At 72.9% G+C, this 11,136-nt stretch carries 13 protein-coding genes; 7 read left to right on the forward strand and 6 right to left on the reverse strand.

Translation table 11 applies throughout. The features are described 5' to 3' along the window. Window positions 1-109 precede the first annotated feature (109 nt). Entirely contained in the window at window positions 110-1,243 is a 1,134-nt protein-coding gene (locus ACQEVB_RS29455) for a Cmx/CmrA family chloramphenicol efflux MFS transporter (RefSeq protein WP_432980644.1), read from the forward strand. Here ACQEVB_RS29455 and ACQEVB_RS29460 read toward each other — a convergent pair. From ACQEVB_RS29460 to ACQEVB_RS29470, 3 genes are all read right to left on the reverse strand, one after another. Next, complete coding sequence (locus ACQEVB_RS29460) at window positions 1,240-1,959, reverse strand: phosphatase PAP2 family protein (RefSeq protein ID WP_432978177.1); 720 nt, start codon at window positions 1,957-1,959, stop codon at window positions 1,240-1,242. The genes ACQEVB_RS29455 and ACQEVB_RS29460 overlap by 4 nt on opposite strands. Before the next feature lie 85 nt (window positions 1,960-2,044). Then, a complete protein-coding gene (locus tag ACQEVB_RS29465; RefSeq protein WP_432978180.1) occupies window positions 2,045-2,677 on the reverse strand; it encodes an FAD-binding protein in 633 nt (210 codons plus the stop codon). 175 nt (window positions 2,678-2,852) lie between these two features. Further along, window positions 2,853-3,341, reverse strand: coding sequence for a DoxX family protein (locus ACQEVB_RS29470; RefSeq protein WP_432978183.1), 489 nt, complete (start codon window positions 3,339-3,341; stop codon window positions 2,853-2,855). A gap of 85 nt (window positions 3,342-3,426) precedes the next feature. Between ACQEVB_RS29470 and ACQEVB_RS29475 the strand changes: the two genes are divergently transcribed. Then, entirely contained in the window at window positions 3,427-3,969 is a 543-nt protein-coding gene (locus ACQEVB_RS29475) for a hypothetical protein (protein ID WP_432978186.1), read from the forward strand. A 9-nt stretch (window positions 3,970-3,978) separates the two neighbouring features. Here the strand turns inward: ACQEVB_RS29475 and ACQEVB_RS29480 are convergent, their stop codons facing one another. Then, window positions 3,979-4,455 carry an HIT family protein gene (locus ACQEVB_RS29480; protein WP_432978189.1) on the reverse strand — a complete coding sequence of 159 codons (477 nt, stop codon included), beginning with the start codon at window positions 4,453-4,455 and terminating at the stop codon, window positions 3,979-3,981. A 90-nt stretch (window positions 4,456-4,545) separates the two neighbouring features. Here ACQEVB_RS29480 and ACQEVB_RS29485 point away from each other — a divergent pair, with 90 nt between their 5' ends. Then, the gene (locus tag ACQEVB_RS29485) at window positions 4,546-4,935 is read left to right on the forward strand and encodes a hypothetical protein (protein ID WP_432978192.1); all 390 of its coding nucleotides are present in this window, start codon (window positions 4,546-4,548) and stop codon (window positions 4,933-4,935) included. Window positions 4,936-4,945: 10 nt separating this feature from the next. Here the strand turns inward: ACQEVB_RS29485 and ACQEVB_RS29490 are convergent, their stop codons facing one another. Beyond that, window positions 4,946-5,551 (reverse strand): TetR/AcrR family transcriptional regulator, encoded by a 606-nt coding sequence (locus ACQEVB_RS29490; RefSeq protein ID WP_432978195.1) that lies wholly within the window; start codon window positions 5,549-5,551, stop codon window positions 4,946-4,948. Window positions 5,552-5,653: 102 nt separating this feature from the next. Between ACQEVB_RS29490 and ACQEVB_RS29495 the strand changes: the two genes are divergently transcribed. Then, a complete protein-coding gene (locus tag ACQEVB_RS29495; RefSeq protein WP_432978198.1) occupies window positions 5,654-6,691 on the forward strand; it encodes an AurF N-oxygenase family protein in 1,038 nt (345 codons plus the stop codon). Between the two features lie 14 nt (window positions 6,692-6,705). Beyond that, the gene (locus tag ACQEVB_RS29500) at window positions 6,706-8,130 is read left to right on the forward strand and encodes an FAD-dependent oxidoreductase (RefSeq protein WP_432978201.1); all 1,425 of its coding nucleotides are present in this window, start codon (window positions 6,706-6,708) and stop codon (window positions 8,128-8,130) included. A 106-nt stretch (window positions 8,131-8,236) separates the two neighbouring features. Here the strand turns inward: ACQEVB_RS29500 and ACQEVB_RS29505 are convergent, their stop codons facing one another. Then, window positions 8,237-9,025 (reverse strand): HNH endonuclease family protein, encoded by a 789-nt coding sequence (locus ACQEVB_RS29505; protein WP_432978204.1) that lies wholly within the window; start codon window positions 9,023-9,025, stop codon window positions 8,237-8,239. 256 nt (window positions 9,026-9,281) lie between these two features. Between ACQEVB_RS29505 and ACQEVB_RS29510 the strand changes: the two genes are divergently transcribed. Together ACQEVB_RS29510 and ACQEVB_RS29515 are read left to right on the forward strand one after the other, a co-directional pair. Beyond that, window positions 9,282-9,761: a MarR family winged helix-turn-helix transcriptional regulator gene (locus ACQEVB_RS29510; RefSeq protein ID WP_432978207.1), complete on the forward strand. Its 480-nt coding sequence runs from the start codon at window positions 9,282-9,284 to the stop codon at window positions 9,759-9,761. Window positions 9,762-9,867: 106 nt separating this feature from the next. Beyond that, entirely contained in the window at window positions 9,868-11,133 is a 1,266-nt protein-coding gene (locus tag ACQEVB_RS29515) for an FAD-dependent monooxygenase (RefSeq protein WP_432978210.1), read from the forward strand. Window positions 11,134-11,136: the final 3 nt, after the last annotated feature.

An 11,136-nucleotide genomic window follows, 5' to 3' on the forward strand; every position in this document is an offset into this window, starting at 1 on the left:
CTGGCGGCGCCGCCGTCAGCCCGGTTGAACCCCTGAACCAAGCCGGGTTGTCCGCGGCGCCGAGAAGCCCCGTACCTCGGAGTTCTCGGAGCACCTCGTGCCGTCTCGCCTGCCTCTCCCCCTGTACCTGCTCGCCCTCGTCGTGTTCGCGATGGGCACCTCGGAGTTCATGCTCGCCGGCCTCGTGCCGGACATCGCCGCCTCCCTCGACGTCCCCGTTGCCTCGGCCGGGCTGCTGACCTCGGCGTTCGCCGTCGGGATGGTCGTCGGAGCGCCGCTCACCGCGGCCTGGGCCCGCCGCTGGCCGCCCCGGGCCACCCTGGTGGGGCTGGTGGCGGCGTTCGCCGTCGCGCACGTCGTCGGCGCGCTCACCACCAGCTACACCGTGCTGCTCGGCACCCGCGCGGCGGCCGCGCTCGCCAACGCCGGCTTCCTGGCGGTCGCCCTCTCCGTCGCGATCCGGCTCGTGCCGGCCGATCGGCAGGGCCGTGCGCTGGCCGTCCTGCTCGCCGGCACGACCGTCGCCACCGTCGCGGGTGTGCCGGGTGGCGCGGTCCTCGGTGCGCTGCTCGGCTGGCGGTCGACCTTCTGGGCCGTCGCGCTGCTGTGCGTCGTCGCTGCCGTCGGGCTGGCGGCAGGCCTCCCGACCGGCGCCGCCCCGAACGGGCCGCGGCCCGCCCTGCGCGCCGAGCTGGCCCAGCTCCGCCGGCCGCGTTTGCCGCTCGTCATGATGCTGGGTGCGCTGGTCAACGCCGCGACGTTCGCCACGTTCACCTACCTGGCACCGATCGTGACGGGCACCGCCGGGCTCGATGCGCTGTGGGTGCCCGTCGCGCTGGTGCTGTTCGGCGCCGGTTCCGCGCTCGGCGTCGCGGCGGCGGGCCGGCTCGCCGACGGGCACGCCGGCGCCGTCCTCGGGATCGGCGGCCCCACGCTGCTGGCGGGCTGGCTCGGCACCGCGCTGGTCGCGCACGTGCCGGCGGCGCTGCTCCCGCTCGTGTTCGTCCAGGGCGCGCTGTCGTTCGCCGTCGGGGCGACGCTGATCGCGCGCGTGCTGCGCGAGGCACACGACGCTCCGACGATGGGCGGCTCCTACGCCACGGCCGCGCTCAACGTCGGAGCGGCCGCCGGCCCGGCCGTCGCCGCCGCGGCACTCGGCGCGGGTGTCCTCGGCCCGGTCCTGGTCAGCGCCGGTCTCGTGACGCTGGCGTTCCTGGTCGACCTGACCCAGCGTGCCTGCTAGCCGTCTGACGTCGAGGCGGCCGTGCGGGGCCGGGAGAGCAGTTCGTCCGGACGGCCCGCGATCGGGACGAGCGCCAACGCCAGTACGGTGCCCAGCAGCATCGCGCCCACGACGTCCGACGGGTAGTGCGCTGCGAGCAGCACCCGGGTGGCGGCCACCACGGCCATGACGACGAGGCTGCCGACGACGAGCAGCCACCGCCACCAGCGCCGGTCCACCGACCCGAGCAGCAGCACCGTGACCGACACGCACGCGACGGTGATGCCCATCGTGTGTCCGGACGGGTAGCTGCCCGTCGTGGCGTGGACGAGTTCCACGGGCACCACCGGACGCGGCCGGCCGATCCCGTGCTTGAGCCCGTTCTCGACGACGAACTCGAGCAGCCAGCAGGCCACCAGGTACCCGGCAGCCCGGTAGCGGCGCAGCAGCAGTGCCGCCACGACGACCACGCCCGTGAGCACCCACACCGCGGTCTCGGAGCCGACGTCGGTGACCGCGCCCAGCAGCGTGACGAGCTCGGCGTGCGGCGCCACCTGCGCGTTCAGCGACTGCACGACCATCTCGTCGAACTGCGCGAGCGGGACCCACAGCGCCACGACGAGCCCGGTCAGCACTCCGGCGGCGCCGGCGAGCACGACCAGCAGGACCCGGTGCGCCGGGTACGCGGTGGCACGCGGTCCGGACGACCGCGTCTGCCGCACGGGGGTGTCCGTCACGGCGAGAAGGCTAGGGACTGCTCCCCCAGCGGACGGCCAGCCGAAAGCCAACGGACGGTAAGAACTGGGAGGCCGACGTCTCGGTTCAGGCGTGCTGGGCGAACACCAGCTCCGGATCCCATGCGGCCCGCACCCGCATCCACCGCACCGGGTCCGGTGGGGCCGGCCGCGCCGCCGTGCACGGCCGGGTCAGCAGCCGCAGGGTGCGGGCGGTGACGATGCCGAACCCCGCCGCACCCGCGTGCCCGGCGGCGATCGCCCAGATCAGCTCGGGCGCGGCCGTCCGGGACGCGGCGACCACATGCCCGTCGGCCGTGACCATCTCGACGGCGAGCAGGTCGGCACTCGGTCGCAGATCGTGCGCGGCGGCCGCCGCCTCCACGGCCGACGGTTCCGCCGAGATCTGCACGACCGCGATGCCCAGTGCGGGGTGGACGGTCACCGCGTCCAGCGCGCTGACGTCCACGGCGATCTGGCCCGCTCCGGCGGCGGGACGGCCCGGACCGAGCACCGCGATGCCGAGCCGTTCCCGCCGGGCGAGCCGCACCGTCGCAGCCACCTCGGCCGCCGTTCCGGCGTGGACGACGGCCACCGGCCCGCCGGGCCCTCCCGAGGACGTGCTGACGCGGTCCGCGATCGTGCAGAGCGCCGCCTCCGCGGCGGCGGTCAGCACCGCCGGCCCCACGCCGGGCCGCTCCGTGATCCCGTCCTCGCGCATCCGCCCTCCCCGTCGTGCCGGTGCTCACCACGCTAGGAGCGGCCCGTTTCGCCGCGGTTTCAGCGCGCTCTCCCCCGGCGGGCGGAGAAGCCCAGCCGGTCCCCAGCGCGGTTCTCGAGGCCCAGAACCACCGTGGTGTGCCGTTCGCGCGTCGAACCAGGCCGTGCTCGGCGGATCAGCGGGGGCGGCGCCAGAACGTGGCCAGCTGGGCTGCCGCACCGATCAGCCCGAGGCCGGCGGTGAGGGCGGTGCGCTGGCCGGCGGTGAGCCGGCCGTCGACGCCGAACGCCCGGTCCAGGCTGGCCCGGCCCGGGCCGAGTGCCGATACCGCCACCGCTGCGGTCGCGAGGTTGAGCACGTACTCGTAGCCCTCGGCCGTGATGAAGAACCCGTTGCGTGCGTGCACCGACCGGGCGGCGACGGCGAGCGTGCCCACGACCGCCGACGCCGCCAGCGGGGTGGCCGCGCCGGCGACCAGCGCGGCTCCCGAGCCGATCTCGACGACCGCGCTCGCCCTTGCCTGCAGCGCAGGCCGCCGGAACCCGATCGAGCCGAACCAACGCGCGGTGCCCTCCAGCGAGCGCCCGTGCTTCACCCCGTGCGCGATCATCGTGCCGCCGACGATGCTGCGCAGCACCAGTCGGCCAAGATCGCCTGCGTCCACTCGTCGCCTCCCTCTCGTCCTGGGCCGATCCTTGCACTGCGCGTTCGACGCGCGCCGGGGCCGGGCAGCCGGCAGACTCGGAGCTGTGGCGCGGAGCATGGTCGGGAAGCGGACCCGACAGGTGCTGGTGTTCGTGCACGTGGTGGTGTCGCTGGGCTGGATGGGCGCCGGAGCGGCCAACGTGGTGCTGGCGATGACCGCCGGCTACACCGGCAGTGCCGACGTCCGCCGCGTCTGCTACCTGATGATCGACCGGATCGACCAGTTCCTCGTCATCCCCGGCGCGTTCGCAGCGCTGGCCAGCGGCGTCCTGCTCTCCGTCGTGACGCCGTGGGGGCTGGCCCGGTACTGGTGGGTGCTGGTCAAGCTGGTGCTGACGGTCGCGGTGATCCTCTACAGCACCTTCGGGCTCGGCGTGTGGGTCATCGAGAGCATCGAGGCCACGGCTGCCGGCGCCCCGGAGAGCACGGTGGCGGGCCCGCTGGCCTACGGCGCGACGCTCAACCTCGTGGCGTTCCTGTTCATGACCTGGGCGTCGATCGCCAAGCCGTGGGGCACCACCCCGTGGACCCGCCGCACCCCCGCCGCGCGACGCACCCGGGCGGCCCCCAGCACCTCACCAGCCTAGGGGCGCACGTCAGCCGTACGCGGTGGCGAGCACACCCGCCAGCGCCTGAGTGATCTCCTCCCGCAGGCTGTCGTGCCTGGGGCCGAGGGCGTGCTCCGGCGCGGTGCGCTCGTCCCCGTAGTGCCACACCGGGCCCTGCAGGAGTCGCGGCGGTTCCCAGTCGTAGCGCGGGTGGACGTGGCCGTGCAGGTGCTCCCACGAGTTGCCCAGCACCTCGTAGTTCAGTCGACGAAGTCCCCTGTCGCGCTTGCCGCACGCCAGTTGCACGGCCTCGCCGAGCAACGAGAGGTCGAGGAGGAACTGGGCCCGCTCGGTGCGCGGCAGGTCGGTCAGGTGGTTCGCGCGTCCGGCGTACAGCAGCAGGCAGTATCCGGGGAGGTGCTGGGTGTCGCCGATGACGGCCCAGCCGGTTCTCGTCCGGGCCAGGACGGTCGGGTTCTCGCCCCGCTCGGCGGCTGCCACCCGATCCCTCGTCCAGTGCTCCATCACCCACGGATACCAGGCCTGCGACGCACGGCCATGTCCCGGAGACGCTGCGCCATGGGCATCGCGGCGACGGCCGGATTGACTGCTCCCATGCGCTCGGCAACCCTCGTCATCGTCTGGATCGTCCGCATCGCCGGGATCGTGCAGATCCTGCTCGGCCTGTCGATCTGGATCGGCATCGGCTCGAACCTCTACTCGATCCACATCGGCAACGGCCTGCTCATCGTCATCGGCCTGTGGCTACTGGCGTTGCTCGCGCTCGTCGCACGGGGCCGGGCCGGCCTGGCCGGGTTCGCGCTCGTCTGGGGGCTGGCGCTCCCGGCGTTCGGCATGGTGCAGGCCGACATCCTGGTGGGGTCGTTCCACTGGCTGGTTCGCGTCCTCCACCTGCTGATGGGCCTGATCGCCCTCGCGACGGCGGACGCGCTCGCGAAGCACGTCCTCACGCGGGCCGGGGCCGGGACGGTTTCGCGCAGGTGAGTCGCGGGGTTCAGGCCGGGTTCGGTGCCGTCGCGCCCGTCCACATGCTGGCCACGGCACGCAGGTAACCGCGCACCGCGTCGGGATCGTCGGCGTCGACCGTGCCGGCGGTGAACACCAGCGACAGCACCACCCGCGTGAGCACGTCGACCAGCACGTCGACGTCGACGGCGGGCATCTCCCCTGCCGCGATCGCCTCGGTGAGCACGGGCCCGACGTGCGCCTTCGCCATCGCGATGACGACGTCGGCGCGCGTGGTGAACCACGGCAGCACGATCTCGGGCGAGTCGCGCAGCGCAGCCTGCAGCAGCTCGTGGCGACGGGCGTGGTCGACGATCGTGACCAGCACGTCGACGACGTCGTCGGTGGTCCAGCGAGCGCCGGCGATGCTGGCACGCACCACCTCGAAGAACCGTTCCGTCTCACGGCGCAGCAGCGCGGCCTTGATCTCGTCGATCGAGCCGCCGTGCTTGTAGAGGGTGGGCCGGGAGAGGCCGGCGATCCGCGCGATGGACGTGATCAGGCGGGAGTCGGCGAACCCGCCCGCGGCCATGCAGGCCGCGGCGGCGTCGAGGATCCGGTCGCGGATCTGCGCTCCAGCATCAGAGACGCCCACTGTCCGTCCTCCGATCGCGGTCTTCCGGTTGCGACTTCCGTACCGTGGACTTACGGTAACACCTGGAAGTGTAAATCAGGATGTCTCGTCGAGGAGGCAACGATGGCACCGTCGACCCAGCGCACCGCGCAGCCGGCCGTGTACGCGGTCCCGGACCTGCCGGATCTCGCCGACCTGTCCAAGGACGAGTACCGGCAGCTGCTGCAGACCCTGTCCGAGGGCTCGGTGAACCGGCACTTCGACCCGTACGTCGACATCGACTGGGACTCCCCCGACTTCCGCATCGACCCCACCGACCCGCGGTGGGTGCTCTCGCCCACCCACGACCCGCTGGGCGCGCACCCCTGGTACCAGGCGCAGCCGCTGGAGAAGAAGGTCGCGATCGGGCTCTGGCGCCAGGCCAACGGCGCCAAGGTCGGCCTCGAGTTCGAGAGCGTGCTCATCCGCGGCATGCAGCAGTACGTCATGACGCTGCCGAACGGCTCCCCGGAGTTCCGGTACTGCATGCACGAGATGACCGAGGAGTGCAACCACATCCAGATGTTCCAGGAGCTGGTGAACCGCACCGGCGCGGACGTCCCGGGGATGCGGCGCATCCACAAGCTCACCGCCCCGCTGTGGGGGCTCGCCGCGGTCGTGCCGCAGCTGTTCTTCATCGGTGTGCTCGCCGGTGAAGAGCCGATCGACCACCACCAGAAGAACGTGGTGCGCGACGGCGAGGACATGCCGCCCGTGCTGCGCCGCATCATGGAGATCCACATCGCCGAGGAGGCGCGGCACATCTCCTTCGCCCACCAGTTCCTGCGGGAGCACGTGCGCGAGCAGTCGGCCTTCGGCAAGCTGGTGACCTCGATCGCCTACCCGCTGATCATGCGGATGCTGTGCGGCGCCATCGTGACGCCGCCGCCGGTGATGGCCAAGAAGTTCGGCATCCCCGCGCACGTCATGAAGGAGGCGTTCTTCGCGAGCCCGCGCTCGCAGGAGATCCTCGCCGACTACTTCGGCGACGTGCGGATGCTCGCCGAGGAGCTGGGGCTGCGCAACCCGATCTCCAACGTGCTGTGGAAGCTCTGCGGCATCGACGGGCGCCCGTCCCGGTACCGCGGCGAGGAGCACCGCAAGGCCCGCACGGCCGCCTGACCAGGACCACACCCGTGCCCCACGTCATCACGCAGTCGTGCTGCAGCGACGGGTCGTGCGTGTTCGCCTGCCCGGTGAACTGCATCCACCCGACGCCCGACGAGCCCGACTTCGCGACCTCGGAGATGCTCTACATCGACCCGGCGACCTGCGTCGACTGCGGAGCGTGCATCACCGCGTGCCCGGTCGGGGCGATCGTGCCGCACACCCGGCTGCCCGTCGACCAGCTGGACTTCCTCGACGTCAACGCCGAGTTCTACCGGACCGAACGGCCGCGGCCGCTGCTCGCACCGCGCACCCCGCCGCTGGAGCTCGGGCCGCGCGTGGGGCCGTTGCGCGTCGCAGTCGTCGGCTCAGGGCCGGCGGCCATGTACGCCGCCGACGAGCTGCTCACCGTGCCCGGCGCGCAGGTCGACGTGTACGAGCGGCTCGACCGCCCGTACGGCCTGGCCCGCTGGGGAGTCGCGCCCGACCACGAGCGCACCCGCGCGGTGGCCGCACTGTTCGACGTGATCACCCGGGAGCGCGGGCTGACCCTGCACCTGGGCGTCGAGATCGGCCGCGACCTCTCCCACGACCAGCTGCTCGCCGACCACGACGCGGTGCTCTACGCCGTCGGCGCCGCCTCCGACCGCCGCCTCGACGTGCCCGGCATGGGGCTGCCCGGCACGGGCACCGCCACCGAGTTCGTGGCCTGGTACAACGGCCACCCCGAGCGCGCCGGCCGCAGCTACGACCTGTCCCACCCGCGGGTGGTGATCGTCGGCAACGGCAACGTCGCCCTCGACGTCGCGCGCATCCTCACCGCTGATCCGGACCGGCTCGCTCGCACCGACATCTCCCCCACCGCGCTCGCGGCGCTCCGTGCGAGTGCCGTCGAGGAGGTCGTGGTCGTCGGCCGGCGCGGGCCGCAGTTCTCCGCGTTCACCCTGCCCGAGCTGATCGGGCTGGTGGCCGAACGCGCGGTGAGCGTGCCCGAGTCCGATCTGGTGGACACCGCCACGGACCCCACTGCCGCGCAGAAGCTGCGCATCCTCGCCGAGCACGCCGGAGCGCCCGGCGACGGACGGCGCGTCGTGTTCCGCTACGGGCTCACCCCGCACGCCGTGACGGGTGCCGGCCGGGCCACGGGCATGGAGTTCCGCCGCACCGGCACCGACGAGGTCGAGGTGCTCGACGCCGGCCTCGTCCTCACCTCCATCGGCTACCACGGCCGCCCGGTGCCCGACCTGCCGTTCGACGACGCGGCCGGTGTGGTGCCCAACAAGGGTGGGCGGGTCGTCGACCCCGCGACCGGCGCGATCGTGCCGCGCACCTACGTCGCCGGCTGGATCAAGCGCGGGCCGACCGGGTTCATCGGCACCAACAAGTCCTGCTCGCTGGAGACGGTTCGGGCGCTGGTGGCCGACCACACCGGGGTGCCGGCGCGGCTGGGGTGAGCACGGGCCGGGCCGGCTGCGGTGGCGGTGATCAAGGGCAAACTGTCGCAGTTCACGATCGATTCGCGACGGTTTGCCCTTGATCGACGAAACCCCGACCCCGGCCTCAGCTCACGGGGAGCGGCTCCGCCGGGCACGAGGCGAGCACCTGATCCATGGCGTACCGCTCGGCCGCCGTGACCCACAGGTGGTAGCGCTGCTTCACCGCGATCTGACGGGCCACGTACGCGCAGCGGGCGGACTTGTTCGGCGGCAGCCAGCTCGCCGCGTCGGAGTCGCCCTTGCTCTGGTTGGTGGGACCGTCGGTGGCGACGAGGTTGAGCGGGTCGTTGGCGAGCGACGTCCGTTGCAGCGGGTCGAGCTGCTGCGCGCCCTTCTGCCATGCGTCGCTCAGCGCGACGACGTGGTCGATCTGCACGTCGGCCGAGTTGGGACCACGTTCGAAGGTGATCGTCCGGCCGGTGTAGCGGTCGTACAGGATGCCCGAGCGGACGACGCAGTCGTGGGTGCCGCGTACGGCCACGACGCCCACCAGGTCGCGGCGCAGGATGTCGTTGCGCTGGTCGCAGCCGTTGTGGTCGATGTCGGTCCAGGCGGCGCCGAACTGGGTGCGTTCGTAGCCGGTCTTCGGTGCGCGACCCTTCACCGGCAGCTGGGCGAGCGCCTCGCGCGCCAGACGAGCCGGCTGCGCGGGCGGAGGCGTCGGGGTCGGAGCTGGGGTCGGGGTGGCCGTCGCCCTGAGCCGCGGGTGCACGACGGCAGCGGCCGGTGCCACCAGCGCGGCCGCCGCGTCGGTCCCGGCAGCAGCCGACGGCGGGACGGGCGCGCCGAGGCCGGCGAGCAGCAACGCGGCCGCGGCTCCCGTACCGATCGCGATCCGCCGCAGCACTTGCATTCGTCACACTCCGTGCGCCTGGATGGCCTCTTCCACTGCGCAGCGTGTCGACCGGAACGAGCAGTGCGGCGCGGACACGCGGACTCGATCGGGTGTTCCGGCGGGCGCTCCCCCAGGTGCGCCGAGCGGTCCCCGATCCATGGTGCGTTGCGGCCGTCCGTGATCGGAAGACCACCGACCGTATCGGACGCGCCGGAGGCAGGGGCGCTACGCCGGCCGGGACCCGCACGTCCGGCGGTTGTGGTCGAATGGCTCCGTGGGGGACGCGCACACGCAGACCGGCCCGGAGCAGCTCCCGGCCCCGGAGGCGCTGCTGGCCGCTCCGGGCTACGTGGCGCGCCGGCTGCACGCCGCGTACACCGCGGCGTGGGTGCGCCACGTCGACCCGGTGCTCACCGGGCCGCAGTTCGCGGTGTTGACCGCCGTCGACGTCTACCCCGGCGTCGAGCAGGGCTCGTTGGCCCGCGCCGTCGCGCTGGACCGCTCGACGATGGCGAGCATCGTGCGCCGGCTGGAGGAACGCGGCCTGATCACCCGCGAGGTCCCGCCGGAGGACGGGCGCAAGCGCCTGCTGCGGCTCACCGACGACGGCACGGCGACGTTGCGCTCCGCGTACCGGCGCGCGCGCGAACTCGACGTGCTGCTCATGAAGGGCATCGACGGCGACGCCCAGCACGAGCTCCTCACCCGGCTGAACACCATCGCCGAGCACTGGGAAGGCCTCGTCGAAGACTGAGCGTCCCCCCGTTTCTGACGCGTTACAGATCCCGCTACCACTTGCGCTCCAGAGATAGTCAGTGTTCGGATTATCTCGACGGGCGGATCGGACGCGGGAGGACAGCGTGGCCAGCCAGACGTTCACGATCACCATCGCCGGCGGCGGGCTCGGCGGTCTCACCACCGCGCTCGCGCTGCGTCGGCGGGGGCTCCGCACCGTCGTGCTGGAGGCGGCCGACCAGCTCGGCGAGGTCGGCGCCGGCATCCAGACCGCACCCAACGCCAGCCGGATCCTGTTCGGACTGGGCCTGCGCAGGCAGATGGCGGCCATCGCCACGGTGCCCACCGACCAGGTCCGCCGCCGATGGTCCGACGGCAGCATCATCGCGTCGCTGCCGCTGGGCGAGCGGGTGGTCCGCGAGTACGGGGCGCCGTACTGGCACTACCACCGCGCCGACCTGCACCGCATGCTGCTCGACGCGTGCCTCGACCCGGACGGGCCGGGCCCCGTCACCGAGGTGCACACGGCGTCCGGCGTCGTCGACGTCGACCGGACCGACCCCGAGCACCCCGTCGCCGTCACCGCCGACGGGCGGCGCTTCGCCGGCGACGTGCTCGTCGGCGCCGACGGCATCCGCTCCCGGGTGCGCGACGCCTGCGGCTTCGCCGACACCCTCGTCTTCTCCGGGGAGATGTGCTACCGCGCACTCATCCCCGGCGACAAGATCGCCGCCGACCCCGCGACCCGGTTCCTCGGCGACCGCTTCCACTCCACGATCTGGTACGGCCCCGACCGCCACCTCGTGCACTACTTCGTGCGCAGCGGTGAGTTCCTTAACGTGGTGGCGGTGGTGCCCAACACCCTCGACACCACCGACGCCTGGACGCTGCCCGCCACCGCCGACGAGCTCGTCGACGCCTTCCCCGGCTGGGACGACCGGGTGGCCTCGATGCTGATCAAGGCCGAGGGTGATGCGTCGAAGTGGGCGCTGTTCCGCCGCCGCCGCGACCCGGTATGGGTGGACGGGCGGGTCGCGCTGCTCGGCGACGCCTGCCACGCGATGCTGCCCTACCAGGCGCAAGGAGCGTCCCAGGCCATGGAGGATGCCGCGGTGCTGGCCGAGGAGCTGGGCGCGGTGACGCGGGACGGGATCGACGGGGCGCTGATCCGCTACGTCTCCCGCCGGGCCACGCACGCCGGCATGGTGCAGGACGCGTCCCTGCAGAACATGCGCTTCTACCACCTGCCGGACGGCCCCGAGCAGCGCGAGCGCGACGCGCACCTGCAGGACTTCCGCGGCGAGTCCGACGTGTCCTACGACTGGCTCTGGGGCGGCACGCCGTTGAACGATCCGGACCTCGAGTCCCACTCCTATCCGTTCGCACGTTGACCC

The organism is Pseudonocardia sp. CA-107938, from assembly GCF_050936315.1.
Lineage (GTDB): Bacteria > Actinomycetota > Actinomycetes > Mycobacteriales > Pseudonocardiaceae > Pseudonocardia.

Bases quoted from the DNA above. Each gene is read 5' to 3' on its own strand.
- ACQEVB_RS29465 (WP_432978180.1), bottom strand. From the start codon at position 2,677: ATGCGCGAGGACGGGATCACGGAGCGGCCCGGCGTGGGGCCGGCGGTG.
- ACQEVB_RS29480 (WP_432978189.1), bottom strand. From the start codon at position 4,455: ATGGAGCACTGGACGAGGGATCGGGTGGCAGCCGCCGAGCGGGGCGAG.
- ACQEVB_RS29485 (WP_432978192.1), top strand. From the start codon at position 4,546: ATGCGCTCGGCAACCCTCGTCATCGTCTGGATCGTCCGCATCGCCGGG.
- ACQEVB_RS29495 (WP_432978198.1), top strand. From the start codon at position 5,654: ATGGCACCGTCGACCCAGCGCACCGCGCAGCCGGCCGTGTACGCGGTC.
- ACQEVB_RS29505 (WP_432978204.1), bottom strand. From the start codon at position 9,025: ATGCAAGTGCTGCGGCGGATCGCGATCGGTACGGGAGCCGCGGCCGCG.